Annotated in this window: 21 protein-coding genes and 1 pseudogene; 6 read left to right on the top strand and 16 right to left on the bottom strand. The window is 67.3% G+C overall.

From position 1 onward, the window contains the following. Positions 1–66: 66 nt before the first annotated feature. Positions 67–1,212 carry an FAD-dependent oxidoreductase gene (locus AC0VYB_RS14185; RefSeq protein ID WP_475384759.1) on the top strand — a complete coding sequence of 382 codons (1,146 nt, stop codon included), beginning with the start codon at positions 67–69 and terminating at the stop codon, positions 1,210–1,212. Between the two features lie 30 nt (positions 1,213–1,242). Here AC0VYB_RS14185 and AC0VYB_RS14180 read toward each other — a convergent pair whose 3' ends face one another. Next, positions 1,243–1,815: an alpha/beta fold hydrolase gene (locus AC0VYB_RS14180; protein ID WP_259800935.1), complete on the bottom strand. Its 573-nt coding sequence runs from the start codon at positions 1,813–1,815 to the stop codon at positions 1,243–1,245. A 14-nt stretch (positions 1,816–1,829) separates the two neighbouring features. After that, positions 1,830–2,129: an alpha/beta fold hydrolase gene (locus AC0VYB_RS14175; RefSeq protein WP_236586968.1), complete on the bottom strand. Its 300-nt coding sequence runs from the start codon at positions 2,127–2,129 to the stop codon at positions 1,830–1,832. A gap of 134 nt (positions 2,130–2,263) precedes the next feature. On the opposite strand from AC0VYB_RS14175, the gene AC0VYB_RS14170 reads away from it, so the two are divergent. After that, the gene (locus AC0VYB_RS14170; protein ID WP_201671973.1) at positions 2,264–3,973 is read left to right on the top strand and encodes a formate--tetrahydrofolate ligase; all 1,710 of its coding nucleotides are present in this window, start codon (positions 2,264–2,266) and stop codon (positions 3,971–3,973) included. 70 nt (positions 3,974–4,043) lie between these two features. On the opposite strand, the gene AC0VYB_RS14165 is transcribed toward AC0VYB_RS14170, so the two are convergent. From AC0VYB_RS14165 to AC0VYB_RS14155, 3 genes are read right to left on the bottom strand one after another with little or no spacing between them, the layout of a single operon-like run. Continuing rightward, a complete protein-coding gene (locus AC0VYB_RS14165) occupies positions 4,044–4,607 on the bottom strand; it encodes an antibiotic biosynthesis monooxygenase (protein ID WP_063250675.1) in 564 nt (187 codons plus the stop codon). Between the two features lie 47 nt (positions 4,608–4,654). Further along, complete coding sequence (locus AC0VYB_RS14160; protein ID WP_475384758.1) at positions 4,655–5,449, bottom strand: NAD(P)-binding domain-containing protein; 795 nt, start codon at positions 5,447–5,449, stop codon at positions 4,655–4,657. Then, entirely contained in the window at positions 5,446–6,498 is a 1,053-nt protein-coding gene (locus AC0VYB_RS14155) for a helix-turn-helix transcriptional regulator (protein WP_475384757.1), read from the bottom strand. The genes AC0VYB_RS14160 and AC0VYB_RS14155 overlap by 4 nt, the downstream gene beginning before the upstream one ends. Positions 6,499–6,604: 106 nt before the next feature. Between AC0VYB_RS14155 and AC0VYB_RS14150 the strand changes: the two are divergent. Next, a pseudogene (locus AC0VYB_RS14150) lies at positions 6,605–6,907 on the top strand (VOC family protein); the annotation flags it as partial. Between the two features lie 212 nt (positions 6,908–7,119). On the opposite strand, the gene AC0VYB_RS14145 reads toward AC0VYB_RS14150, so the two are convergent. From AC0VYB_RS14145 to AC0VYB_RS14135, 3 genes are all read right to left on the bottom strand, one after another. Beyond that, on the bottom strand, positions 7,120–7,956 hold the full coding sequence (locus AC0VYB_RS14145) for a MetQ/NlpA family ABC transporter substrate-binding protein (RefSeq protein ID WP_063250670.1): 837 nt from the start codon (positions 7,954–7,956) through the stop codon (positions 7,120–7,122). An 82-nt stretch (positions 7,957–8,038) separates the two neighbouring features. Beyond that, positions 8,039–8,713, bottom strand: a complete 675-nt coding sequence (locus tag AC0VYB_RS14140) for a methionine ABC transporter permease (RefSeq protein WP_009376267.1) — start codon at positions 8,711–8,713, stop codon at positions 8,039–8,041. Further along, the gene (locus AC0VYB_RS14135) at positions 8,710–9,684 is read right to left on the bottom strand and encodes a methionine ABC transporter ATP-binding protein (protein WP_475384756.1); all 975 of its coding nucleotides are present in this window, start codon (positions 9,682–9,684) and stop codon (positions 8,710–8,712) included. Before AC0VYB_RS14135 ends, AC0VYB_RS14140 begins: the two co-directional genes overlap by 4 nt. A gap of 355 nt (positions 9,685–10,039) precedes the next feature. Here AC0VYB_RS14135 and AC0VYB_RS14130 point away from each other — a divergent pair, with 355 nt between their 5' ends. After that, complete coding sequence (locus AC0VYB_RS14130; RefSeq protein WP_475384755.1) at positions 10,040–11,317, top strand: metallophosphoesterase family protein; 1,278 nt, start codon at positions 10,040–10,042, stop codon at positions 11,315–11,317. An 88-nt stretch (positions 11,318–11,405) separates the two neighbouring features. Here AC0VYB_RS14130 and AC0VYB_RS14125 read toward each other — a convergent pair whose 3' ends face one another. Next, complete coding sequence (locus tag AC0VYB_RS14125) at positions 11,406–13,544, bottom strand: catalase (RefSeq protein ID WP_040341229.1); 2,139 nt, start codon at positions 13,542–13,544, stop codon at positions 11,406–11,408. 304 nt (positions 13,545–13,848) lie between these two features. On the opposite strand from AC0VYB_RS14125, the gene AC0VYB_RS14120 reads away from it, so the two are divergent. After that, on the top strand, positions 13,849–14,361 hold the full coding sequence (locus AC0VYB_RS14120; protein ID WP_167560457.1) for a GtrA family protein: 513 nt from the start codon (positions 13,849–13,851) through the stop codon (positions 14,359–14,361). A 44-nt stretch (positions 14,362–14,405) separates the two neighbouring features. Here the strand turns inward: AC0VYB_RS14120 and AC0VYB_RS14115 are convergent, their stop codons facing one another. The 4 genes from AC0VYB_RS14115 to AC0VYB_RS14100 are packed head-to-tail and all read right to left on the bottom strand — an operon-like array spanning position 14,406 to position 19,086. After that, positions 14,406–15,752 carry a DUF6716 putative glycosyltransferase gene (locus AC0VYB_RS14115; RefSeq protein ID WP_167560455.1) on the bottom strand — a complete coding sequence of 449 codons (1,347 nt, stop codon included), beginning with the start codon at positions 15,750–15,752 and terminating at the stop codon, positions 14,406–14,408. Continuing rightward, a complete protein-coding gene (locus tag AC0VYB_RS14110; protein ID WP_259819630.1) occupies positions 15,739–16,722 on the bottom strand; it encodes a polysialyltransferase family glycosyltransferase in 984 nt (327 codons plus the stop codon). The genes AC0VYB_RS14115 and AC0VYB_RS14110 overlap by 14 nt, the downstream gene beginning before the upstream one ends. A gap of 1 nt (position 16,723) precedes the next feature. Next, a complete protein-coding gene (locus AC0VYB_RS14105; RefSeq protein ID WP_009376257.1) occupies positions 16,724–18,115 on the bottom strand; it encodes a polysialyltransferase family glycosyltransferase in 1,392 nt (463 codons plus the stop codon). After that, the gene (locus AC0VYB_RS14100) at positions 18,112–19,086 is read right to left on the bottom strand and encodes a glycosyltransferase family 2 protein (RefSeq protein WP_063250664.1); all 975 of its coding nucleotides are present in this window, start codon (positions 19,084–19,086) and stop codon (positions 18,112–18,114) included. Before AC0VYB_RS14100 ends, AC0VYB_RS14105 begins: the two co-directional genes overlap by 4 nt. A gap of 225 nt (positions 19,087–19,311) precedes the next feature. Here AC0VYB_RS14100 and AC0VYB_RS14095 point away from each other — a divergent pair, with 225 nt between their 5' ends. Next, positions 19,312–20,940: a polysaccharide pyruvyl transferase family protein gene (locus AC0VYB_RS14095; protein WP_259819628.1), complete on the top strand. Its 1,629-nt coding sequence runs from the start codon at positions 19,312–19,314 to the stop codon at positions 20,938–20,940. A gap of 77 nt (positions 20,941–21,017) precedes the next feature. Here AC0VYB_RS14095 and AC0VYB_RS14090 read toward each other — a convergent pair whose 3' ends face one another. The 3 genes from AC0VYB_RS14090 to AC0VYB_RS14080 all read right to left on the bottom strand — a co-directional run bounded on the left by AC0VYB_RS14090 (position 21,018) and on the right by AC0VYB_RS14080 (position 25,413). Continuing rightward, on the bottom strand, positions 21,018–21,905 hold the full coding sequence (locus AC0VYB_RS14090) for an N-acetylneuraminate synthase family protein (RefSeq protein ID WP_009376254.1): 888 nt from the start codon (positions 21,903–21,905) through the stop codon (positions 21,018–21,020). Positions 21,906–22,036: 131 nt separating this feature from the next. Then, a complete protein-coding gene (locus AC0VYB_RS14085) occupies positions 22,037–23,248 on the bottom strand; it encodes an acylneuraminate cytidylyltransferase (protein ID WP_259819626.1) in 1,212 nt (403 codons plus the stop codon). Positions 23,249–23,331: 83 nt separating this feature from the next. After that, positions 23,332–25,413 carry a phospholipid carrier-dependent glycosyltransferase gene (locus AC0VYB_RS14080; protein ID WP_475384754.1) on the bottom strand — a complete coding sequence of 694 codons (2,082 nt, stop codon included), beginning with the start codon at positions 25,411–25,413 and terminating at the stop codon, positions 23,332–23,334. Positions 25,414–25,434: the final 21 nt, after the last annotated feature.

Genomic DNA, 25,434 nt, shown 5'->3' with positions numbered 1-25,434 from the left:
CCGGATCCTGCCAGACGGTCTAGGCTCGGAGGACAGCCGCAGTCGTCACCCAAGGGGAGGCTCTCCATGACCGAGCACATCGTCATCGGAGCCGGACTCGCCGGTGCTGCGACGGCACGTGCGCTCGCCGACCGCGGAGAGAACGTCACCGTCCTCGAGCAGCACACACCGGCCACTGCGCTGGGCAGTTCTCACGGTTCGGCGCGGATACTGCGCTTCGCCTATCCGCAGCGCCTCTACGTCGACCTCGTCGTCGCCTCCCGCGCGCTGTGGGCCGACATCGAGCAGGCCGCCGGTCTCGAACTCATCACCGCCACCGGAGCCGTCGACCACGGCGAGGTCAGGCACGTGAGCGAGCTCGCCGCCGTGTTCGACACCGTCGGCATCGAACATGAGGTGCTCTCCTCGGCAGAGGCGACCGCGCGGTGGCCGCAGATGAGGTTCGACACCGAGGTCCTCTGGCATCCCGCAGCCGGCGTCATCGACGCCGAGACCGCGGTGACGGCGATGCTCGACCTCGCCGTCGCCACCGATCGGGTCCGCGTCCTCGAGGACTGGACCGTCGCCGAGGTGGGGCGACGGTCCGGGGGCGGCTTCCGTGTCACCTCGGCGAGCGGGGGTGCCGTCGACGCGGACACCGTCATCGTCGCAGCCGGCGGCTACCTGCCGGCCCTCCTCCCTCACCTCGGTCTGCCGGAGGGCTTCCGGGCTGCGCTGCCGAGGTTCGACGTGCGGCAGGAGCAGGCCTTCCACTTCCCCTATCGCGACGCAGACGACCCGGGACAGCCTGCGGCAGCGTGGCCGACGTTCATCCACAAATCGGGGGAGATCTTCACCTATGGGCTGCCGGGTGGGCGCGACGCCGGTTTCTCGGGGCTCAAGCTCGCGGAATTCAATGGGGGCAGGGTGATCCCCTCCGCGCTCGACCAGGACGACCGGATCACCCCCGAGATGCGCGAGCGGATGACCGACTACGTCCGAGAGCACCTGCCCGGCCTCGCCCCCGAACCTTACGCGGAGACGACCTGCCTGTTCACGAACACTCCGAGCGAGGACTTCCTCATCGACTCCGCCGACGGCGTCGTCCTCGTCTCCGCGTGTTCGGGTCACGGAGCGAAGTTCGCCCCGATGATCGGCGAACTCGCCGCCGACCTCGCCACCGGACAGGGCAGTGTGCCGGAGGAGTTCCGCGCCGCACACCATGCTCGGTAGTGCTCGTCGGGAGCGGAGCTCCCGGCGACCTCACGCCGAGCTGATCGTCAGCCACGCGGTCACCTCAGCGGCGAACGCTTCGGGAGCCTCGAGCACGGCCAGATGCCCGACCCCGGGGAAGCGGGTGACATCGACCGGGCCGGGAAGCGCTTCGGCGAGGCGGCCCGCCTGCTCGACGGGGAGCCACGGGTCGTCCTCGCCCCAGCCGATCCGCACGGGGCAGCGGACCTGGCCGAGGCGCTCGGAGATCGGCTCCGTGTCCACCGGTGACAGGGCGGCGATCTGCGCATAGAACGCCGCCTGCCCGTCCGGAGTCGACCACGGTCGAGTGAGTTCATCGACCCATCCCTGCGGAAAGTCCGGTCCGCCGGCGCCGGTGATGTAGGCGTGGACGAGTGCCTGATGCAGCGGCGGGGGAAGGGCGGCGAAGACCGACTCGTTGTCCGCGACGTGCCTGAAGAACGGTGAGCCCCACGGAGGCAGGGTGACGATGTCGCTGAGGTGGAGCGAGGCGAACTCGACTCCCTCGAGCAGATGCGCACCGAGCGCGACGGCCCCGCCGATGTCGTGGGCGATGACGTTCGGTCGCTCGAGACCCCACAGGCGGATGAGCTCGGTCAGCCGACGGCGCTGGGCGACGAGATCGACGGGGCCCCCGCCTCGGCGGCAGCGATCGAGGCACCGTAGCCGGGCATGTCCCAGAGGAACACACGGTGAGTCGAGTTCAGGGCGCGCGCCAACGGCCACCACATCCGTGACGACCACGGAGTGCCGTGGCAGATGACGACGTCGCCGCGGCTGTCTCCGCTCACCGGGCCCAGCTGCCATGTCGCGACCTCGGCCGTCGTCGGCGGCGAGTGGGCATCGGAGCGGACGGTCACGGAGACGAACTCGGGTGGCGGGCGGTCCTCGTCCATGGTCTGACGATAGACCCTCGGACTGACACGAGATCACGGTGCCGGACAGGGGGAGAGGGGACTCAGGTGCCGTGCGGGAGATTCCCCGGGTGTCGGCTGTCACAAAACGACTTACGGCAGGCATGATGGGCACTATGAGCATTGATCTGGACATCGCCCTCGCCGCCGAGCTCGATCCCATCGTCGACATCGCCGCCTCGCTGAACCTCGATCCGAAGGACATCGTCCCGTTCGGCTGGACGAAGGCGAAGGTTCCCATCGATGTCCTCGACGCGGCCGCGGAGTCGGCCACGGACGGCAAGCTCATCCTCGTCACCGCGATGAGCCCGACACCGGCCGGTGAGGGCAAGACGACGACGAGCATCGGCCTCACCGACGGTCTCAACGAGTTGGCGAAGACGAACCCGGAGATCGGTCAGGCCGTGCTCGCCCTGCGCGAACCGAGCATGGGACCGGTCTTCGGGATGAAGGGCGGGGCAGCCGGCGGCGGATACGCCCAGGTCGTGCCGATGGAGGACATCAACCTCCACTTCACCGGGGACTTCGCCGCGATCGCCGCTGCGAACAACCTCGCCGCGACGATGCTCGACAACCACATCCACCACGGCAACGAACTCGACATCGACCCCCGCCGCGTCCACATCCGCCGGGTCGTCGACCTCAACGACCGGACCCTGCGCAACGTCACGGTCGGCCTCGGCGGGCTCAACGGGGGAGTGCCCCGCGAGGACCACTTCGACATCGTCGTCGCCAGTGAGGTCATGGCGGTGTTCTGCCTGGCCACGTCGGTGGCGGACCTCAAGGAACGGCTGGGACGGATCGTCCTCGCCCACACCCGCGACCGCACCCCCGTCACGGTGGCCGACATCGGTGCGGCCGGCGCGATGACCGCGCTGCTGCGCGATGCGCTCGCCCCCAACCTCGTCCAGAGCCTCGAGCACTCCCCGGCGTTCATCCACGGCGGACCGTTCGCCAACATCGCCCACGGATGCAACAGCCTGCTTGCGACGAAGGCGGCGCTCACCCTCGGCGACTGGGTCGTCACGGAAGCCGGCTTCGGCGCCGACCTCGGGGCCGAGAAGTTCCTCGACATCAAGTGCCGGGCCGCCGGGATCTGGCCCTCGGCCGTGGTCGTCGTCGCCACCCTCCGCGCCCTGAAGTACCACGGGGGCATCGAGGTGAAGGACGTCCAGACCCCGAACACCGAGGCGGTGCTCGAGGGCATGAGCAACCTCGTCCACCACTGCACGAACCTCCGCGACATCTTCGGCCTCACCCCGGTCGTGTGCTTCAACCGCTTCCCCTCGGACACTGATGAGGAGATGGCCGCCGCGATCGAGCAGCTTGACTCGCTCGGCATCGCCGCCGTCGAATCGACCCACTGGGCCGACGGAGGCAAGGGTGCGCTCCGCCTCGCCGAGGCGGTCGTCGAGGCCGCCGAGAACGCCGGGGACGGCGACCCGGCGGAGCGTGCCCGGTACAGCTACGAGCTGAACCAGCCCCTCGAGGACAAGATCCGCACGATCGCCCAGCGCATCTACGGCGCCTCCGACGTCGAGATCCCTGCGAAGGTGAAGCGCAAGCTGAAGCAGATCACCGATGAGGGCTACGGGGACGCGCCGATCTGCGTCGCGAAGACCCAGTACTCGCTGAGCACCGATCCCAGCCTGCGCGGTGCGCCGACAGGCCACGTCATCGAGGTCAGGGACGTCCGGCTCTCGGCTGGAGCGGGGTTCCTCGTCGTCATCGCCGGGGACATCATGACGATGCCCGGTCTGCCGAAGGAGCCCTCGGCGCTGAAGATCGACGTCACCGAGGACGGGGACATCACCGGGCTGTTCTGAGCGATCGGCGTCCCCGGCTCACCCGGCTGGTTGGAGTCGGCGCGGTCCGCGCCGCCCTGCGTGCCCGTCGTCAGTTCCGGGGCTTCTGCAGCCACGGGCGCAGCAGCCGGGTGCTCACGGGCAGGAAGATGTAGGTCATCAGCGGGGTGAGGATGCAGATGTTGAGGAGGACCGCGAGCACCGGCGGCCAACTCTCGAGGTGGGGCATGAGGAGGAACGTCGAAAGCAGGCTGAGGGGGAAGAAGGGGAGGAAGATGCTCACGGCCTGCTTCCACCTCGGCGGGACGACGGTCTCCGGGATCGTCACCGCGTTCTCCCCCTGAGGTTCGAACCAGCCCTCGATGCCCGTGCGGTGCTCGACCTTGGTCGTCTCGACGAGTTCGGCGGCGCTGTCGATCCACCACTGCCGGTCGTCGGATTCGTCCCAGGCCTTGAGCGACTTCGCGTCGGCGAAGCGGTAGAGCACGTGCCATTCGTCGGAGTCCGGAGAGGTCCGCACCCACCCGGACCCGAGGTAGCCGGTGCGTTCGCGGACGAGTTCCTGTCCGGCCTGGACCCACGCGTTGAAGCGGCGGTGCTGTCCGGGCAGGACGGTGCGGGTGATCGAGACGGTGATCGGAGACGGCTGAGGCATGATTGCGATTATAGGGACCCGCCGTATGTGACCTGCGTCGGGGTCGGTCAGCCACTCACCCGCTCGAGCACTGCCGTCAGCGCCCCCGCGAGCCGTGCCCGTGTGGCCTCGTCCATCCACGCGGCCCGCAGCTGGGCGTTGAGTCCGCCGGGAGTCTCGTTGGCGGCGACGAGCTCGGAGATCGGCGTATCGGTCTCTGCCAGTGTCGTCCCAAGACCGACGAACTGTCCGCGGACGATGGTCTCAGCATCGGTGCGCGCCCAACCCTGGTCGATGAGCCAGTCGGTGATGACCTCGAGGAAGGCGAAGTGCGCGGACATCGTCGCCGTCGTCGCCGACAGTGTGCTGAACATCGCCTCGGTCTCGGCGACCACGGTGCCGCCGGGGCGGTCGAAGAGTTCGACGGTCGTCGCCTCGGCGGGGAAGACGGCGGTGACCCCGCGGCGTTCGCGCACGGCCGGCAGCGGGATGACGCGGACGATGCGGGGATCGTGCGGCAGGAGCGCGTGGAGCCGGTCCGAGGTCACTCCCGCCACCGCACTGACGACGGTGCGGTCGGCGGGGATCTCGAGGGCGGTGAGGACGTCGTCGACCTGGTCGGGAAGGACGGAGACGATGATGAGGTCGCTGCGGTCAACGACGTCCTGGTTGTCGGCGGCGACCGCGACGCGCGGATGACGTTCGGCGAGGTCGGCGGCGCGCTCGCGACTGCGTGGGGAGAGGACGATCTGTGGGGCGACGGTGTCGCTGCCCGCTGCGTCCAGTGTTTCAGCTGCGCACAGTCCGTCGACGATCGCCGAGGCGATCTCTCCGACGCCGATGATGCCGATCGTCGTGGTCATGGTGCCTCCCGGGTTCGTCGAGTCGGATGTGGGTGTCTTCGCATTGTGTCATCGGTGGGGGAGTGCGAGTAGGCGTCTGTGAGTTCGGCGCCGATGCGGGCGAGTTCGGTGCGCACCTCCGGCGGGTCGAGGACCTCGATGGTCCGTCCCCAGCCTGCGAGCTGCTCGGCGAGGGCGACGACGAGGTTGGCGCCCACCGTCGCGATGACGGTGTCGTCCTCCTCCGTGACGACCGTGAGGTACCGGCCGAACTGGGCCTCCAGGATCGGCAGCGTCCAGGCCGGACAGCGGATCCGTGCCGTGACCGATGAGCGCAGGGATTCGACCTCGGCGACGTGGCGGGCCCAGAATCCGGCGAGATCGAAATCGCGCGGGCGACCCGTCCTCGTCGGGTCATCCTCGGGACGCGGGGGTCCGACGACGACACCGCCGAGGCGGTCGACCCTGTAGGTCCGAGCTCCGTCTGCGGTGTCCGCGGTGTCCGCAGGGTCGGCGACGAGGTACCAGACGCCGGCCTTCGCGACGAGTCCGAGCGGCCGCAGGGCCGTGTGGCGGCCGGTGCCCTCGCGTGAGGTGTAGTCGGCCTCGATGAGGCGGTCACCGATAAGAGCGGCGCGCAGAGCCTCGAGTCTGTCCCGGAACGCGTCGTCGCTCATCGGCGTCCGACTCCACGGGGTGTGGTCGTAGTGGATCGTCGTGGCGAGGACCTCCGCCTCGGCGCGCAGGCTCTCGGGAAGCGCGCGGATGAGCTTGCGCGTGGCGAGCCGGGTGTCGGGGTCGGAGAGCCCGGCCGTGCCGAGCATCCAGAAGAGCGACCGCGCTTCGGGCCCGCCGAGCCCGGTGAGGTTCGTACGCGCACCCCCGAGCAGCCCCCACCCGCCTCCGCGCCCGGGCCGGACGTGGACCGGGACTCCGGCGGCCGACAGCGCTTCGAGGTCGCGTCGGGCGGTGGCGAGGGAGACCTCGAGTTCGGTGGCCACCTCGGCGGCGGTGACCTGATCCCGGCTCTGGAGGAAGAGGAGGAGGGCGAGAAGTCTGTCCGCGCGCATGGTCCGAGTATTCCAGGAAAAGTAGTCAGAGGATGAGCACTTTGGGCGGAATCATCGACGATGACCCCACACCCGCGTCGACACGACGCCGATCAAGGAGAACGACATGAGCACTCTGACAGGTCTGACGACGATGGTCCTCACCGCTGACGACGTCGCCGCGGCGGCCGACTGGTACGCCGACGTCCTCGGCATCTCACCGTACTTCCTACAGCCGCCCGAGGGCGAGCCGGCCTACATCGAGTTCCGCATCGGACCAGACGAGGACGAACTGGGCATCATGAGCCGGGTCTTCGCGCCGGAGGGCACAGCACCGGGCAGCAGTTCGGTGACGTACTGGCACGTCGACGACGTCGATGCGACGCTCGACGACCTCGTCTCACGGGGCGCCTCGGTGCACTCACCGGTGACCCCGCGCGGGGAGGAGTTCGTCACCGCCTCGGTGATCGACCCCTTCGGCAACGTCCTCGGGCTCATGCGCAGCCCCCCATTGGGCAAGACGGCACTGAGGGCTCGAGGCCGTACGTGCGAGAGCGCCCGGCCTGACGGCGGAATCCATGCGGGATCCACCCTCGGACGGGCGCTTTCTGTGATCTCAGCGAGACTGCGTTGCTCAGCCGATCAGAAGCTCGGGAGCACCGAACCGTCGGACCACTTCTCCTCGATGAACTTCTTCACCTCGGGGGTGTGGAGCAGGTCGTTGAGTTTCTTGATGTTCTCATCGTCCTTGTTCTCCGTACGCACGGCGAGGAAGTTGCCGTACGGGTTGTTCTCGGCCGATTCGATGAGGATGCCGTCCTTGGCGGGGCTGAGGCCGGCCTCGAGCGCATTGTTGCCGTTGATCACCGAGGCGTCGACGTCCTGCAGGGTGCGCGCGAGCTGGGCGGCGTCGGCCTCGACGAACTCGATGTTCTTCGGGTTGTCACGCACGTCGGAGAGCTTCGCGCTCACCGCGTCGACGCCGTCGTTCAGGGTGATGAGATCGGCCTCTTCGAGCATCTTCAGCGCTCGACCCTGGTTGGCGGGATCGTTGTTGATGCCGATCTTCGCGCCCTCGGGCAGGTCCTTGACGTCCTTGACCTTGTTCGAGAACAGAGCGAAGGGCTCGAGGTTGATCGGTTCGAAGCCGGTGATCTCGTAGCCCTGGCCGTCGATCTCGGAGTCGAGGTACGGCTTGTGCTGGAAGTAGTTCGCGTCGATGTCGCCGTCGGAGAGCGCCTTGTTCGGCAGGGTGTAGTCCGTGTACTCCTTGACGTCGATGTCGAGTCCGGCATCGGCGGCGAGGTTCTCGTCGACGAAGCGGAGGATGTCGCCCTGCGGCACCGGGGTGGCGCCGACTGTGAGCTTGGTGACGTCGCCGTCCTTCTGCCCGACGGTGTCGGTGCCGCCGCCGACGAGGCCGCAGCCGGTCAGGGCCAGGGTCGCTGCCGCGGCGACTGCGATGAGCGTGGTCTTCATGACTCTCCTTGATTGTGTCGTTCGTTGGTGAAGGTCTGTCGGGTCCGCGGTGCGACCACGGGAGGGTGCGGGTCGGGCCGCCTCAGCGGTGGTCGACGAGGCGGGAGATCCGGTCGCCGGTGAACTGGATGAGGGCGACGATGAGGACGAGGACGATGATGCAGGCGAGCATCGTGTCCGACTGGTAGCGCTGGTAGCCGTAGGAGATCGCAAGCGCTCCGAGTCCGCCGCCGCCGACCGCCCCGGCCATCGCCGTGTACGACACGAGCGTGACCGCGGTGACCGTGGCCGCACCGATGAGCCCGGGCAGGGCTTCGGGGACGTAGACCTGCCGGATCACCTGGCCGTTCGAGGCCCCCATCATCAGGGCCGCTTCGACCTTGCCCTCGGAGACTTCGCGCAGGGCGTTCTCGACGAGGCGGGCGTAGAACGGGATCGCCCCGACCGTGAGCGCGACGACCGTCGCCTGCCACCCCAGTGCCGTGCCGACCATGAACCTGGTGAACGGGATGAGGGCGATGATGAGGATGATGAACGGGATCGAGCGGGTGATGTCGACGATGAGGGAGAGCACCCGGTAGAGCACGGGGTGCGAGTTGAGCCCGCCCTTCGACGTCGTGAACAGCCAGATCCCCAAGGGCAGCCCGAGGAGGACGGCGAGTCCCGTCGACCACAGGGTCATGAGCAGGGTCTCGATCGTCGCCGGCCACATCTGGTCGGTGATCGCGGGGTTGTCGAACCACATGGGATCGTTCACTTCGCTGCCACCTCCTCGGCGTGGATGCCCGCGGTGTCGAAGGCGGCGATGAGCTGCCCCGCCTGGTCGGGACCGGAGACGGAGAAGCGGATGCGACCGACCTGACGGTCCTCGACGGTCTCGACGGCACCGGCGAGGATCGCATCGGCACCGATGTCGACGCTGCCCGCGCACGTGAGCACCCGCGGCAGCGTCGTGCCCGCCAGAGCCACCTCGACGATCCCGGACTCACCGTCGCCGAGGCTGACGGGAGGAAGGGGGACGAGATCCTTGGCCAGGGACGAACCCGGTTCGGCGATCACCTCGGCGAGCTTCCCGGTCTTCGCGACCCGACCATCGGCGAGCAGGGTCACGGAGTCGCAGATCTCGCGGACGACGGACATCTCGTGGGTGATGATGAGGACGGTGATGCCCAGACGGTCGCGCAGGGAGCGGATGAGCCCGAGGATCTGTTCGGTCGTCGAGGCATCGAGGGCCGAGGTCGGCTCATCGCAGAGGAGGACCTTCGGTTCGGCGGCGAGTGCGCGGGCGATGCCGACGCGCTGACGCTGACCGCCGGAGAGCTGCGCGGGATGGTTGTCGAGGCGGTCGCCGAGGCCGACGAACTCGAGGAGCTCCCGGGCCTTCGCCTGACGTTCGGCCTTGCCGACACCGGCGATCTGCAGCGGGTGGGCGACATTGTCGAGCGCGGTGCGCGAATCGAGGAGGTTGACGTGCTGGAAGACCATGCCGATGTTGCGCCTGGCCTGGTGCAGCCCGGCACCCGTCTGCTCGGTGAGGTCGGTGCCGTCGATCGACACCGTGCCCGAGGTCGGACGCTCGAGGCCGGTGAGGCAGCGGATGAGCGTCGACTTGCCGGCGCCGGAGCGACCGACGATGCCGTGGATCTCTCCCGCAGGCACGCTGAGATCGATCTCTTCGAGCGCGACGGTGTGTCCGAACACCTTCCGCAGACCGCGCAGTTCGATCACGGGCCTCTCCTCCTGGGACGTCTGGGGTGGGTGGCAGGCGGTGGCCTGCTCCCTCGTCAGGGCGCACAGGCACCGGGTGAGGGCACATGTGCGGACGATTCAGCATGCCAAGGTGTGTGATGAGGCTGTGGTGCCCATGACACAAAAGGACGCATAGCGGGCCGAACGTGACGAAGACCTCAGCGGCGAGGGGTGTCGAAGGCGGTCGCGCGCCCTGAGTGAACTTCTGGGGTCGTGGTTTCGTCCGCAGAAGTTACCTCCGGGTTCAATCCGATGACATTGTCCGTCCATAGTCTCGATCGTCGTGGCTGTGCGCATGTCCGCGTCGCAGCCGAACGCGACAGAGAGGCGGAGAATGAACGACGACACCCCCAACGACACCGAGGATCACCGAGCAGACAGCGAGCGCTCGAAGGGCTCGGCGGCGTGGAACCGGCGCGGCATGCTCCAAGCCGCAGGCGTGACGGCGCTCGGCGCCGGACTGGCCGGAATCGGCGCGGTGCCCGCGGCGGCGAAGCCGTGGAAGGACAAGAAGCCGAAGAAGGCAAAGAAGGACAAGGGTCGGTCCGAGGAGGGGATCGTGCGCGGGGAGCTCGCGTTCCCCGCGTCGGGCGCGTTCACCATCGTTCAGTTCAACGACACTCAGGACTCCCACACGACGGATGTGCGCACGACCGAACTGCAGAATGCGGTCCTCGACGATGCCAAGCCGGACTTCGTCGTCATCAACGGCGACGTCATCGACGGCGGTCCGAAGACGGTCACCGAGGTCAAACAGGCCATCAACAACGTCGTCCTGCCGATGGAGCAGCGGCAGATTCCCTGGGCGCTCACGTTCGGCAACCACGACGAGGACAGCACGGGCAAGACGGGCTTCGACGAGGCCGACATGATCGACTTCATCAGCCAGTACCGCTACAACCTCAACACCACCGGCGCCGACGTCACCGGCACTTCGAATCAGGTGGTCACGGTCTCCTCGTCGACCGGCGACGATGACGCCTTCGCCATCTGGCTCCTCGACTCCGGCCGCTACGCCCCTAAGGAGATCGCCGGCCAGAGCCTCGAGGGCTACCCGAACTGGGACTGGCTGCGCTTCGACCAGATCGAATGGTACGCCCAGGCGTCACGAGCCCTCGAAGAGCGCGCCGGTCGTCTCGTCCCTGGCCTCGTCTTCCAGCACATCGCGCTCCACGAGCACCGGATGATGTGGTACTCGAGCATCGACTTCCGCGGCGAGTCCGCCCACCCGGCGGCGAAGAAGAAGCACTCGATCGTCGGCGAGCGGAACGAGAACGAGTGCCCGGGGCCGTTCAACTCCGGAATGTTCAACGCGATGCTCGCGAGAGGCGATGTGCAAGGCCTGTTCGTCGGTCACGACCACATCAACACCTATTCGGGTAACTACTTCGGCATCGAACTCGGCTACTCTCCGTCGACGGGCTTCGGACCCTACGGGCTGCCGGGGGAGAAGCGGAACCAACTGCGCGGTGCCCGCGTCTTCACCCTCGAAGAGGGCGTCGATGGCGTCTACACCGGGTCCGAGGTCAGGTTCGCCCGCGACTACGGCATCGACATCAGCCCAGCCGCCCAGCGCGGCACACCTGCGGAGTTCCCCGAGTACGTGAAGTGAGCTGAGCGTCCGGGACGCTGAGTACGGCCCTCGCTGTCACCCGTGTCACACGGGTTCCAGCGAGGGCCGTACTCAGGACCGCAGCGGATCAGCTGTCAGCCCGTGACCAGGCTCGATGCTCTTCCAATCCGGTTCTCAGCTTCGTCAGAAGGCTCTTGACCTGAGCGCCGGTGAAGATGCCGGGGTCGGAAGCAGGGACCCCATACTCCTCGAGAAGGGCGTCTGCACCACCGGCGACTGCGATGAACTTGAGGTGCCGCCACGCTTCGGAAAGCAGCAGACCCACCACCGGGTCGGCGTCGACGCCGTCGAGGAGCAGCAGCGCATCAAGCTCACTTGAGGCAGCGGTGAGGTAGGTCCGCTCGACGGGGACATCTCCGACCCGACCGCCGACAGGAGCGATGGTGATCGGCACCATCCCCGCCTCGACCAGGAAGTCGCGAGCCGTGACGACGTGCTTCGGGTCAGTCTTCGGCCCGGTGACGATTCCGACTCTGCGGCCGTCGACCGGCCACTTCTCACCGATCTGGGAGAGTGCGGGACTGGCGGCTACGTCGTCGGCAGGGGGTGTGTTCGGCCTTCCCGGACTCAGCCCGAGACCCGAAGCGACCCGTTGGGCGAGTTCGGCGTCGACTGCCGCCAGTACGTCGACCTCGCGCTGCCTGATCGTCTCGTCCCAGCATTTTCCGAGCTCGAAGGTGAAGGCGTCGACGAGGTGCGACTGTTCCACGGGTGTGAGACTGAGCCAGAACATGCGGGCCTGCGTGAAGTGGTCGTCGAACGAGACCGGGGAGCGGCGTTCCTTGACCGACTTCGGCAGCTCTTGGGCGATCTCGACGAACGTATGGTCGTCATCTGGGTCGGCAGTGAAGGGGTTTCCGCCGTCCAAGGTGTTGGGCTTGTACGGGGCGACCCCGGTGTGCACGGCGGTCTGGTGCATCCCGTCACGGAAGAGGTCGTTGACCGGACAGTGGGGGCGGTTGATCGGGATCTGGCTGAAGTTCGGTCCGCCGAGGCGAGAGATCTGCGTATCGAGATACGAGAACAGCCTTCCTTGGAGGAGTGGGTCGTTCGTCACATCGATGCCGGGTACGAGATGTCCAGGATGGAACGCCACCTGCTCCGTTTCGGCGAAGTAGTTGCTCGGGTTGCGGTTGAGAGTGAGCTTGCCGATCGGTTGGACGGCGACGAGCTCTTCGGGTACGAGTTTCGTCGGATCGAGGAGATCGATCCCCTCGAAGGTCTCCTCGGGGGTGTCGGGGAACACTTGGATGCCGAGCTCCCACTCGGGGAAGGCCCCTGCTTCGATCGCGTCGGCAAGGTCTCGACGGTGGAAATCCGGGTCGATGCCGTTGACCATCTGAGCCTCCTCCCAGACGAGCGAATGCACCCCGGCGGTCGGCTTCCAATGGAACTTGACGAGCGACGTGTCCCCGTCTGAGTTCTCGACTCGGAATGTGTGGATTCCGAAGCCTTCCATGGTGCGGAAGGACCGTGGGATGCCGCGATCGGACATCTGCCACATCGTGTGGTGGGTCGCCTCCGTGTGCAGCGAGACGAAGTCCCAGAACGTGTCATGAGCGCTCTGCGCCTGCGGGATCTCACGGTCGGGTTGAGGCTTCGCAGCGTGGACGACATCAGGGAACTTGACGGCGTCCTGGATGAAGAAGACCGGGATGTTGTTGCCGACGAGATCGAAGACGCCGTCAGAGGTGTAGAACTTCGTGGAGAAGCCTCGGGTGTCTCGCACGGCATCGGCTGAACCACGGGAGCCGACCACAGAGGAGAAACGCGTGAACACCGGAGTCTCGACGCCCTTGCGAAGGAACTCCGCCTTTGTCACGTTGCTCGCGGTGCCATAGGAGACGAACGTTCCATGCGCCGCCGCGCCCCTGGCATGGACGACTCGTTCGGGAATCCTCTCGTGGTCGAAGTGAGTGATCTTCTCGCGCAGGTGGTGATCCTGAAGCAGGACCGGTCCGCGGGGGCCGGCCTTGAGCGAATGATCGGTGTCGACCAGCCGTGCCCCTTGCGCGCTAGTCAGCCAGTCACCTTGCTGAGCCTGGTCCGCCTGACTGTCCTTGCTGGGCACCCCTGTCGGCGTCGTCGGCCGAGGACCGCTCTGATCGGGTTTGGGCGGCAGCGGCGGATGCGGGGTCGTGGGTTCTTCGGGTGTGGGCTCAGCTGGGGTCGGATTTCCAGGTACGCCCGGGCGATCGTCTGCCATTTCGCCGTCTCCTTCTTCTCCTGTGTGAGCGAGGTTCCATTTCTGAGAGTAGGTCCGCATCGCCGGGAGCACAAGCCCCCTTGTGCGCAAATTGTCGCTTGTCGATAGAGATGCGGGAGCCCCGGGCCTCGAGTCGCGAGAGTGCACGACCGCGAGGCGGCCATCGGATAGGCGGGTTGTGTCGAGTATCTGGCGGGCGGTTCTCTTCATCGTCATCGGGTTCGGCACTGCGCGGGCACAACGTCGAGACACACCTGAGGACGCTCAGCGAGTCCGGAAGCTCGCGCCCTAGAGTAGTGCTGTCATGAAAGAGTCTGTATCGGCCCGGCTGCGACGCCTCGCGGTGGAAGCCTTCAAGTTCCTCACTGTCGGCGGTGTCGGCTTCGTCGTCGACGTGGGACTCTCGAACGTCCTCACGTATGGCCTGGGGCCGATCCCCGCGCTCCTCGACGGCAGCCCGATCAAGGCGAAGATCGTCTCGACGATCGTGGCGATGATCGTCGTCTGGATCGGCAACAAGCTGTGGACCTACGGCGACCGGACGACGGGTTCGAATCTCCGCGGCATCATCCTCTTCATTGTCGTCAACCTCGGCGGCATGGTCATCACCGTCGCCCCGCTCGGGGTGACGTGGTATCTGCTCGGCATGCGCGATCAGCTCACCTACAACATCTCGACGAACGTCATCGGCATCGCCCTGGCGACGGCCTTCCGCTTCTATGCCTACCGGACGTGGGTGTTCAAGGATGCCACCCCGCCCGCCGAGGTGGTCGTCGAGTTGGACGAATCCCGAACCGCCACCGACGACCGGGCCTGAGATCGCACGGCCTGTGCCCGATATTCGTCGGCTGATGTGCTCGCTCAGCGGCCGTAGCGGATCCTCCGGTACACCCGGATGAACGGCGTCGGTGTGAATGTCCGGACCTCGGCACGCATGAGCATGCGCTTCTGCTTCCACACCGACCTCCGCCTGTCGGGCAGCTGCCCCTGTCGAGAGCGGACGGCGAGCAGGCCGAGGCTGCGGCGCAGACTTCCGTCGTCGGTGTGGAAGTAGTTCTCCGCCAGCCACACCCGATCCGGGAAGCCGATCCGCCCGGCCGCAACGTCGGCGAGGGTCCCCTCGGCGCCCGAACCGGCGTAGACCTCGTTGAGCAGTCCCCGATCGAACCCGAAGTCGGAGATGAGCAGCGTCGGGATCCCCCGGTCGATCGACTCGAGAGCGGCTGTCGACGACACGGTGACCAGGGCCGCACCGGGAGTGAGGAACGCCGTGAGCGGGCCGTAGCCGATCTCGAGCCGCTCGGCCCCGGGAACTGCGCGCTTCTTGAAGTCGGCAATGATGTCGAAGTAGGAATGCTGTTCGTGATGGGTCTCATGCTCACCGGGACGCGACCGCATCTTGACGATGGCCCGCGACTCGGGATGACGCTCGGCGAACTCCGCGAGAGCGGCGATGATCGCCTCCCGTTGCGCGGCGCTCGCCGGAACCTTCGCCTGTGGGGCGAAGACGAGCGTTCGCGGGGTTGCGGACAGCGAATGTGGGGCCGGCGGTTCGGGAAGCGATTCCGAGCGGAGCATCGGAAGCCTGCCGAGGAGGATCTCGGCGGGGACTCGTCGCATCGCACTCACTGCCCGGTATTCGCTCACCTCGGTGAACGAGTGCGCAAGGAAGGCGTCCATGAGCCGCCGGTAGTTCATTCCCTTGCCGCTGGCCGGCAGACCCATCCCCGGCAGCCCGGAGATGAGTGCGGGTCGTCGTTCGAGGGCGCTCGCGGTGAGGAAGAGCTGGGCGACGATCGGGCCCGTCGCGGCACCGAGGACGATGTCCGGTCGATGCTGGGAGATCACTGCTCCGAGTTCGCTGCGGGACACGACAGGGATGGTGTGACCTTCCCATGCGGTGTCGGCGACGGCGTTGGCGATCTGCTCGTCGGTCGGCAGGATCGGATTGTCGACGAGGTAGACGTGTGCCTCGACATCGGGCAGTGTGCTCAGCAGCTGGGTCGCCCATTTGAGGTAGGACTCGCTGTCGGAGACGGAGACGATGCTGATCGGTTCGTGTCCGGACGGGATCGTCTGCTCGTCGGTGCCGTGGGCATGCGCTGCCCCCGACGGGCTGTCGGCGGGCGAGGGCACTACGGTGTCGGCGACTGGCAGTGAGGCCGTGTCCGGCTCCAGTGGGGGGACGGGGGAATCAGGAATCGACATCACCGGTGACCGTTCGCGCGTTGAGGGACTTCCGCAGACTATCGGGTGAGGCGCCGGTCCACCATTCCGCCGGAATCTCGGTGACGTCGATGCGCACATCGGGATTGAGCACCGACAGCGAGACCGCGGCCGTGCTCGGCAGGCTGCGGATGACGGATCCCGGGGGAAGGTTGATCAGCCGCAGCTCGATCGGCAGCCCCACGTGCTTGATGCGCACCCGATCGTCGGAACCGAGGCGCTCGAGGAACTCATCGGTCTCACGCCGGTGCGGGTAGTAGGTGATCGGGCCGGCGGCGGTGAGACCGTCGAGCCATCTGCGGTAGTCGGCTTCGCTGATGAGCCCGTCGGCGACGAGAGCGGAGCCGATCACCGGTGTGTCACGAGAGTGACCGCCCCCGGTCGGCAGCGACTGCAGATGCTCGAAGCGATGCCGGGTGATCTCGCCCCCGGCGCGGAGGAACTTGGTGCGCAGTCCCTTCGGCACCGGCAGCGCGGTGTGCCACCGCAGCCGTCCGGAACCCGCCAGGCCGCGCAGACGGTCGGCGATGTAGGCGGCCATGACAGCCCGGTGGGCCTTGAGCTTCTGCCTGGGACGGACGAGCGGCCCGCGCTTGGCAGCGAGCGTCTCGATCGTCGAATAGGTCGCCAACCCGTCGTCGAGGAGGACGATGTGCGGCATCTTCCGCTCGAGGTAGGCCACGGACAGAGCCTTGTGGATCTGTCCGGAGCACGGGTCGCCGAGGTAGATGACTGAGGGGTTGAGGGACCGGAGGATCCCCGGCTTCGCCCCCTGGCGTTCGAGGCGGACGTTCGCGGGGAGCCACTCCGGGTCGAAGGCGTCGAGGAACGAGGACATCCCCTTCGCGTTCGCCCGCGCCCGGATGAGGAGGTCGTCCTCGGGGTCGTGGGCTTCGAGGGCAGAGAGGAACTGCAACGGCGATTCGACGAAGGCGATGGCCGTTCGCGGCATCTCAGCGGCGTCCGGTCAGTTTGGCGACGTCGATCTTGATTCCGCGCTTGTCGAGCTTCGACAGCGCCGATTTCGCGTTCTTGCGCAGAAAGCGCTTCCCCGTCCTCAGGACCCGCCCGCGGCTCGACGCTTCGAGACTGCCCGGCAGGTCGAGTCGGGTGAGGCGTTTGCGCTTGAAGTAGACCATGTCGTCGGTCCCGAGAGCACGCGTGAGGAAACTGATCGCCGGCTCCCGCAGATGCGCCATGATGTTCGACTGCATGCAGTAGGTGACGGCGTCGATGAGGGCGTTGAAGTCCCGAAGACCGCGGCCGTTCGGACGGTCGGTGAGGGAGTAGCCGCCGCGGTTGAGCGCGTCGACGATCGTCAGCGGGATGCGGTTGCTGTTCTGATACGGGGCGATGCGCTCGAGGAGCAGTTCCGTGCCGACGGCCGCAGTCTCGGTTCCGAACAGTGCCTGCGTGGTCACCAGTCCGGTCGAGAAGCACGAGACGACGAGACGGGGCTGCGTCCTCGAGGCCACCACCTCGGCGAGGACGGGAACATCGGCGAGGACGAAGCGCAGGCCGAGGGACTCGGCGCGACGCCTCAGCGGTTCGACGACCGTTCGGGCCGAGGTCGGGTGCGGCTTGAAGATCACCGTGCTCACACCGCGTGTCTTCACCTCGTCGAGCATGTCGAGGTGAAGCTGGATCTCCTCCTCTTCGGTGATGAGGTCGATCTCTGCGAGATACTGGCCGAGAACGAGGGCGCTGTCGTCGATCGGCTCCGACAGGCCTGAGGCCTCGAGCGCTTCGTCGGATTCACGAGCCATCTCCTCGATGACCGGTCGCAGCTCGTCGACGGTCAGGGCAATGCGATTGGGCGCATGTTCGGCGAGCTGGCGTGGCATGACCCCCGGCAGCAGATCGGTGTAGTGGGCGTTCTCGAGGCGCTGCCACAGCGGGCGTCCGAGTGGGTTGCGGATGGGTCCATAGCTCATGAGGCCATCGGAGTGCACAGAGATGAGTGCGTCGGCGAAGACCTGAGTGAGTGCGTGTGCAGGATGACCGGGCAGCGATTCGACGACGAGTGAGATGTCCTCGTCGGGCGACAACGACCACAGCCGCTCGAGCAGCGCACGCATGATCGGTGCGCGAGTGGGCGAGACCCCGAACTGCTTGGGGTGGCTCGGCCAGATGGCCGCGTTCCAGTCGACCACCGAGTCGAAGCGGCTGAGCAGGGTCGCGGAGCCGAGAAGATCTGTCGCCGAGGGTGTGATCTCGGGCGCGTAGGCGTTGTTGGCGACGACCAGGATGCGGCGTTCGTCAGCTGGCCCGAAGTGGCCCGCATCGATGTTCGCAGCAACGTTCGCGAGCTGATACAGCGTCGAGATCTGGATGAGCTGTGTCATGCCTGTGCCCTCCTGAGTACCGGGGCGATGACCGGAACCCGGTCGTCGCCGAATCTTTCGACCACCCTCTCGACCAACTCGGGCTTGATCATCTTCACGTTCGTCGTGGCCCCGGCGAGGAGCTTCTGCTTGACCTCGGTCGTCATCTGGTCCGATCGCCTGACAAGCTGGTGGTAGAGGATCGAGAGGAAGTTCCTCACCGCTTTGGTCTCGAATTCGTCGATCTCCGGGTCGTTCTCCAGCATCGCGAAGACGGTCCGGAACGCCGGAATGAAGTCCAGCTGCCTTTCGTCGTAGATCGAGGTCAGCGACGTCGACATCCCCTTGCGGTAGCACAGACCTGCCGAGTTGATGACGGCGAACGAATCGGACTCGAGGTGCTGCCGCCAGGTCCACGGCCTGTCCTCGCAGGTCCGCAGCGCGGGGTCGAAGGTGAGCAGGCCGCGATCGGCCATGCTGCGGGTGAAGATGCCCGTCCAGCAGGCCGGATAGTCGACCATCGTCGGCATGTTCGCCGGCATGATGTAGTCGCGCGGGTTGAGCGCGCGGTTCCGGACGGCACAGGGCGCCTGACTGAGGCTGCGCTTCGTGCCTTCGACGAGCACGTAGTCGATCTTGACGAAGTCGACACCCAGCCCGGTGATTGCGTCAGTCATCTTCCGCAGGTGTCCCGGCGCATACCAGTCGTCACCGTCGAGGTAGGTGATCGTCTGACCCGTCGATGCTTCGAGGGCTAGGTTGCGGGATGCCGAGACTCCGAGCGACGCGGGATTCTCGATGGTCACCAGGTTGAGCCTGTTCTCGTATTCGGCGATGACGTCGGCCGTGTGATCCTCCGAGCCGTCGTTGACGACGATGACTTCCAGCTCATCGGGGGCGAACCCCTGCATGGTCAAGCTCTTGAGACTGCTCCCTATGGTCTGTTCGGCGTTCTTCGCCGCAATGATGACGCTGGTCAGGGGAGTGGTCATGGGGTCCTTTCGCTGCTGAGCACGGCCGCGGGGGAGCACGACGCGTGCATGTGCTCAGACGATGGTAGACAGGGTCGGGTAACTCGCGGTGACTGACCGGTGAACCAGACTGCGCGTGCTATTCACCCGAAGTTCGCATTCCAGTTGTCTGGGTCGACGGTTCGGTGGCAGACAGCGGCCTGGCGCATTCATCTGCCGTTCGGTCGGGTCCACTACAGTCGTTCTATGGCGGACCTCTTCCACTTCGACATCCCGACTTGGGGCAACTACGGGGACAAAGCGCTCTTCCCCGTCGTCCGCGACGCCTTCCGCGCCTTCGACGGTGAGGCGGCGTTCACCTCGGCGGCGGCCCTGCGGCGGGAGGTCGACGGCGGCCTGGTCGACCGGATCAACGCCCGCGCCGATGCCGTCGTCATCGGCGGCGGGGGACTGTTCCTCCAGGACACGAATCCCAATCGGCTCTCCGGGTGGCAGTGGAAGATCTCCGCCGAGACGCTGGCTGGGATCGAGGTTCCCCTCATCGTCTACGCCGTGGGTGACAACCGGTTCCCCGGTCAACCGGAGTTCGACGATCTTCTCCGCACCCACGTCGAGCAGGTCCGTGAGCAGTCGGTGTTCTTCGGTCTGCGGAACTCGGGGAGCATTGCGTCGATGTCGGCGCTTCTCGGTCCCTCAGCGGTGCCGATCGACTTCCAGCCGTGTCCGACGACCCTGGGTGGTCTGCTCTACGAACCGCTGCAGGGGAGCCGACCGGATCCCCGAGAGAAACTCATCGCGATCCAGATGCTCGTCCACGGCCGACAGCAGGCGGCCGGCTACGACGCCGAGGTGATCCACCGGGCCGTCGTCGACAGCGCCCGCGCGCTCGTCGCGGACGGTTGGAGAGTCCTCAGTGTGCCCTTCCATCCTGACGACGCCGAGGTGTCACGCCGTCTCCGCGCGGAGGTGCCCGAGGTCGAGGAGATCCGCCTGTGGGGTGCGGACATCGGCTTCTTCTCAGGCTTCACACTCTTCTCCTCCGTTCCCTACGTCCTCGGCGGCCGGGGTCATGCGCAGATGATCCCCTTCGGGGTCGGTTCGATCCCTCTCTCGCTCGATCTCCACGCGAAGCTCGGGTACTTCGCCCACGACATCGGCCATCCCGAGTTCGTCGTCCCGGTCGGACCCGAAGGGATGGTCGCGGGCGGTCCCGAGGAAAGGGCCGCCGAGGCGGGATGGCTGGGCGCTGACGTCGCGCGAGGCACGGGCGCGTGCGGTGCGGACACGAGCGACGGCAGCGTCGGCCGACGCGCCCGCGGTCTCGCGGACCGGATCGTTGCGGCGGTGATGGACGCCTATTCCTACGGTGTCGACCTGCAGGAGGACCTCGCGGCGACGAGGGAGCGGTTCTGGGAGGTGACCCGGGACAATCATCGTGCCATTGGGGACGCTCTGGGGGAGTCCGGTCGGCCGCGGCGAGCGGTCCGGACCCGGAGCGCAGACCACGTGCGCGCAGAGGAGTTCCACCTCGCGGCGGTCGCCGAATCGGAGGAGGCAGGCGTCGCACAGACGCGGGCGCTGGCCCGGGTGCGCCGAGAGGCGGGTGCCGACCGCGCAACGCTCGAGCGGGTCACTTCCGAACGCGACATGGCACAGGCGGCGCTCGAGACCGCGCAGTCGGCCGTCGACGAGGCGACGGCGGCGACGAGGGAACTCGCCCATGAGCGGGACGGGTTGCGTGCGCGTGCCGAGCGTGCCGAGAACGACCTGCGCTCGCTGGCCGGAAGGACGGCACAGGCCGAGGCGCGTTCGGCCATGGCCAAGGCGGCGAAGGGACTGAGGCGGCGCGTGCGGCGCCTGCGTCGCACCCGGTGACGGACGCAGAATTGCCCCGGAGCCGTGCGGCTTCGGGGCAGTTCCGTGAGTGCGGTGCCTCAGCTCAGTGCCTCAGCTCAGGCAGTGACCTTGCGCAGAGATTCGATCTTCGACTCCTCGCCGGGCATGACGCGCTTGACGCCGTCGCCCATGGCCTTCTCAAGGACGCGGACGCCCTTGACGAGGGAGGAGAATTCGCGCGGCTCCATCGACGCCGACTGGTCCGAGCCCCACATCGTCGAATCGAGGGTGATGTGGCGTTCGACGGTGACGGCGCCGAGGGCGACCGCGGCGAACGAGATCTCGAGCCCGAGCTCGTGGCCGGAGTAGCCGACGGGCACGCCGTAGCGCTCGACCATCGCCGGGATCGCGCGGAGGTTGACCTCTTCCGGGGGCAGCGGGTAGGTCGAGGTCGCGTGCATGAGGACGAGCCTGTCCTTGTCGAAGACCTCGACGGCGGCGTCGAGCGTCGCCCAGTCGGACATGCCCGAGGAGCAGAGCACGGGCTTGCCCGTCGCGGCGATCGCACGCAGCAGCTCGAAGTCGGTCAGCGACGCCGAGGCGACCTTGTAGGTGAGGGCGTCGAACTCGTTCTCGAGGAAGTCGACGGAGTCGGTGTCCCACGGCGAGGCGAACCATTGCAGTCCGAGTTCCTTCGCGTACCGGTCGATCTCCTGGTACTCGTCCTTCTCGAACTCGACGCGGAACTTGTAGTCGAGGTAGGTCATCTCGCCCCACGGGGTCTGACGCATCTTCGACTTCTGGTGTTCGGGGACGGCGACATCGGGGTTGCGCTTCTGGAACTTCACGGCCTGAGCGCCTGCGGTGGCAGCGGCATCCATGAGCTGCTTGGCGATCTCGACGTCGCCGTTGTGGTTGATGCCGATCTCGCCGATCATGTAGACGGGCTGGTCCGGGCCGACGAGCTGGTCGCCGATGGCCACGGGGGCGATGTGATCAGTCATGAGTCCTGCTTTCGTTTCGAACGCGGTGCGATGCCTCCGCGCTGGGGTGGGTGGTGCTGTTCCGTGTGAAGTTGTCGGTGGGGTGACGGGGCCCGGGCGGCTTCGGCTCTGCGCCGAGCCGAACGGCGGTCTCAGGCGCGGACCGGGATGAGGTCGCAGACCTCCCGGACCGCACCCCGCCCGCCCGGTCGGTCGAGGACCACTCGGGCTGCCGCGAGCACCTTGGGGTGGGCGTCCGCGACGGCGATGGGCCAGCCGACGACGTCGAAGGCTTCGAGGTCGTTGATGTCGTTGCCGACATAGGCCACGCGTGCTGCGTCCAGGCCCTGCTCGTCGATCCACGACTGCAGGACCTCCGACTTATTGTCGACACCCTGGGTTACGCCAATATGAAGTTTCTCCGCCCTGCGGGTGACCACGGGGTTGCGTTCCTTTGAGAGAATCATGACAGGGAAACCTGCTTTCGCCAAGCGTGAGACCCCCATTCCGTCGCCCCTGTGGACGCGGACGTGCTCATTGCCGTCCTCGTCGACGTAGGCACCGTCGTCGGTGTGGACCCCGTCGAAATCGGTCACCAGCGCATCGACGTCGATGACCTGCGCGGTCTCCTGCGTCGAGGCGATCGCGCGGACGAGGGTGAGGTCGGACATGTCGTCGATCTCTCTCGCATGCTCGGGCGGGACCTCTTCGATGCCGACCCGGCCGAAGAAGCGGTGACCGGATTCGAGCAGTCCCGCGGTGCGCATGACGTAGAACGCTCCGGTCTCGTTGTAGTGCTTGGTGCGGTCCTGCCGGCGCGGACGGAACGCCTTGTCATGGCCGACGGAGACCGCCTCCCCGTCGTCGCCGAGGCGCCAGAGGAACGAGTGGTCCTCGACAGCTGAGAAGACGACGTCGTCCTCGTCGTCGCGGACTCGGCACACGGCGTTGTCGATCGACGCCGAGTCGATGAACGGCGAGGTGCACTGGAGGAAGACCGTCACCCCGTAGTCCTCACCGAGGTCGCCGAGGGTGTGGATGATCGCCGATTCGCTCGTCGCCGTGTCCCCGGCGATCTCTGCGGGACGGTGCGACACCTCGGCGCCGGCCCGGACCGCCTCGGCGGCGATGCCCTCATGGTCGGTCGAGACGACGACCCGGTCGATGCTCGGCGTGGCCTTCGCCGCGTTGATCGCACGGGCGAGGAGGGAGACGCCGGCGACCTTCTGGAGGTTCTTCAGCGGGATCCCCTTGGATCCTCCACGGGCGGGAATGATGGCGACGACCCCTGGTCCGGGGCCGGTATCCGAAGAGGGATTCGCCGAGGTGGGTGCTGGGTGGTTCAGTGTCGCTTCGTCAGTCACAATGCCCCGACGCTAACGACGGGTCGTGTCCGGGAGGTGAACGATCGGTGTCGGACAGACGACGAGGTCATGTCCGGTTCAGATCAGCGCCAGGTGACGTTCCACATCCGGTTGTTCCACGCCTCGAAGGGGATGACCTCGCCGGTGTAGATCGGCCAGAAGTACGCGAAGGCGAGGACGGCTGCGGCGAGGACTGCGCCGACGGCGAGTCGGCGGCCGAGCAGCGGCCACGGGGGGCGCGAGCCCAGGCGCCCGCGGTGCGTCGGCGACGCAGGCTGGTCGTCGGTCGGTGGCGTGGTCGGTGCGTCGGAGTCGGTGGCGGCCGCCTCGGCGGGACCAGAGGCAGCGGCGGCGGACGTCGGGTTCGGCTCGGTGGTGGGAACCGCCTCGGCGGGGGAGGGGACGGGCATGGTCGACGTGCGGATCTGCGGGGCGAAGGGCGGGTTCGGGGTGCGACGGCCCCAGAGGAGGGTGAGGCAGTAGACGAGCGCGAGGACGACGAAGGGGACCATGACGATCGTGTAGAAGGTGAAGATCGTCCGGTCCTGGTAGGCGAACCACGGCAGCCAGGTCGCAGCGATTCCGGAGAGGATGACGCCGGCGCGGACGTCGCGGCGCACGATCCACGCGGCGAGGACGATGAGGAGCGCGACAGGGGCGAGTCCCCAGATCACGGGATTGCCCACCGAGGTGATCGCCGAGGAGCACTTCGCCGCCGCGCAGCCGAGGTCGCCGCGGCTGAGCGATTCGTAGTAGAACGAGGTCGGCCGCCATTGGACGATCCAGCCCCAGGGGTTCGACATGTAGGGGTGCTCGGCGTCGAGGCCGACGTGGAAGGAGTACGCGGTGTAGTGGTACTGCGCGAGCGAGGGCAGCCAGTCGAGCCACGAGGGCAGGGCCTGCCACCAGCCGGGGGTCTCGGCCGCCCACTGCCGGTTCCATGCGTCGTCGGAGAGGATCCACCCGGTCCACGTCGCGATATAGGTGATGAGCGCCGTGGGCACGAGCTTGAGGAACGACGGGACGCTGTCGCGGATGAGGGCACCGAGCCACGGATGGACGACGCCGGCCCGGTAGCGCGAGTGGACGTCCCACGCGACGACGAGGATGCCGAAGGCCGCGAGCGCGTAGAGGCCCGACCATTTCACGCCCATCGCCATGCCCAGCGTGATGCCGGCGGCGATGAGCCAGGGACGCACGCCGAGGCGGGGGCCGAAGTTGATGAGGTCCGCGCGCTCGGCATCGGCGGACCGGCGGCCGCGGGCGGCCACGGGAACGCCGTCCGTGGTGTCGGCTGCCCAGCGGGCCAGGCGTTTCGTCACCTGCTCGCGGTCGAGGAGGATGAACCAGAAGGCGAGGAGGATGAAGGCCATGAGCACGATGTCGAGCAGGCTCGTGCGGGAATGGACGAAGTGCTCGCCGTCGATCGAGAGGAGGACCGCCGCCGCACACGCGAAGAACGCGGAGCGGAAGAGCTTCCAGGCGACAAGCCCCATGAGGAAGACCGTGAGCGTGCCGACGACGGCGACGGAGAATCGCCAGCCGAAGGAATCGTCGGCGCCGAAGAGATCGATGCCGAGCCCGATCACCCATTTGCCCAGCGGCGGATGGACGACGTACGCCGGCGCCGACCCGATGACGCTCGGGTCGCCGGCGTTGAAGGAGGCGTCGGCGTTCTCGGGCCAGGAGCGCTCGTATCCGTAGGTGATCATCGAGTACGAGTCTTTGACGTAGTACGTCTCGTCGAAGATGAGGCGGCCGGGGAATTCGAGCCGGAAGAGGCGCAGGATGCCGCTGATGACGGTGATGACGATGAGGGTCGGCCACATCCAGACCGGCGCCCGCGTCGCCCACATGCCGGCGGTGAAGGACTTCCGGCGCAGCGCGGCGGCGCCGGCGAGGATCTGCTCGCGGCGGCGGGCCCGCTCCTCCTTGGCGATCCGGCCCGACGCGGGCTGACGGTCCTTCGTGGCGGTGGCTGCGGCTGGGGCAGAGTTTGTGGAGCTCGGGCTCGTCGCGGCCGTGGAGTTCGAGGTCGACGCTGTTGTGGGGCCCGGGGTCGACGCTGTCGCCTCCGCGGTCGGGTGCGGGGCGGACGGGGAAGTCGAACCGGATCGGGGATCGGTCGGTCGCCTCGGCGTCGGGGGATCTGCGGGTGCTGTCATCACGGCCAAGTCTAGGGTGCG

Source organism: Brevibacterium sp. Z349TD_9 (assembly GCF_056173565.1).
This window is presented reverse-complemented; position numbering and strand designations above follow the sequence as displayed.

Coding starts and splice junctions, on each gene's coding strand:
- AC0VYB_RS14185 (WP_475384759.1), top strand. CDS start 67: ATGACCGAGCACATCGTCATCGGAGCCGGACTCGCCGGTGCTGCGACG.
- AC0VYB_RS14175 (WP_236586968.1), bottom strand. CDS start 2,129: ATGGACGAGGACCGCCCGCCACCCGAGTTCGTCTCCGTGACCGTCCGC.
- AC0VYB_RS14170 (WP_201671973.1), top strand. CDS start 2,264: ATGAGCATTGATCTGGACATCGCCCTCGCCGCCGAGCTCGATCCCATC.
- AC0VYB_RS14165 (WP_063250675.1), bottom strand. CDS start 4,607: ATGCCTCAGCCGTCTCCGATCACCGTCTCGATCACCCGCACCGTCCTG.
- AC0VYB_RS14160 (WP_475384758.1), bottom strand. CDS start 5,449: ATGACCACGACGATCGGCATCATCGGCGTCGGAGAGATCGCCTCGGCG.
- AC0VYB_RS14155 (WP_475384757.1), bottom strand. CDS start 6,498: ATGCGCGCGGACAGACTTCTCGCCCTCCTCCTCTTCCTCCAGAGCCGG.
- AC0VYB_RS14145 (WP_063250670.1), bottom strand. CDS start 7,956: ATGAAGACCACGCTCATCGCAGTCGCCGCGGCAGCGACCCTGGCCCTG.
- AC0VYB_RS14130 (WP_475384755.1), top strand. CDS start 10,040: ATGAACGACGACACCCCCAACGACACCGAGGATCACCGAGCAGACAGC.
- AC0VYB_RS14125 (WP_040341229.1), bottom strand. CDS start 13,544: ATGGCAGACGATCGCCCGGGCGTACCTGGAAATCCGACCCCAGCTGAG.
- AC0VYB_RS14120 (WP_167560457.1), top strand. CDS start 13,849: ATGAAAGAGTCTGTATCGGCCCGGCTGCGACGCCTCGCGGTGGAAGCC.
- AC0VYB_RS14115 (WP_167560455.1), bottom strand. CDS start 15,752: ATGTCGATTCCTGATTCCCCCGTCCCCCCACTGGAGCCGGACACGGCC.
- AC0VYB_RS14110 (WP_259819630.1), bottom strand. CDS start 16,722: ATGCCGCGAACGGCCATCGCCTTCGTCGAATCGCCGTTGCAGTTCCTC.
- AC0VYB_RS14105 (WP_009376257.1), bottom strand. CDS start 18,115: ATGACACAGCTCATCCAGATCTCGACGCTGTATCAGCTCGCGAACGTT.
- AC0VYB_RS14100 (WP_063250664.1), bottom strand. CDS start 19,086: ATGACCACTCCCCTGACCAGCGTCATCATTGCGGCGAAGAACGCCGAA.
- AC0VYB_RS14095 (WP_259819628.1), top strand. CDS start 19,312: ATGGCGGACCTCTTCCACTTCGACATCCCGACTTGGGGCAACTACGGG.
- AC0VYB_RS14090 (WP_009376254.1), bottom strand. CDS start 21,905: ATGACTGATCACATCGCCCCCGTGGCCATCGGCGACCAGCTCGTCGGC.
- AC0VYB_RS14080 (WP_475384754.1), bottom strand. CDS start 25,413: ATGACAGCACCCGCAGATCCCCCGACGCCGAGGCGACCGACCGATCCC.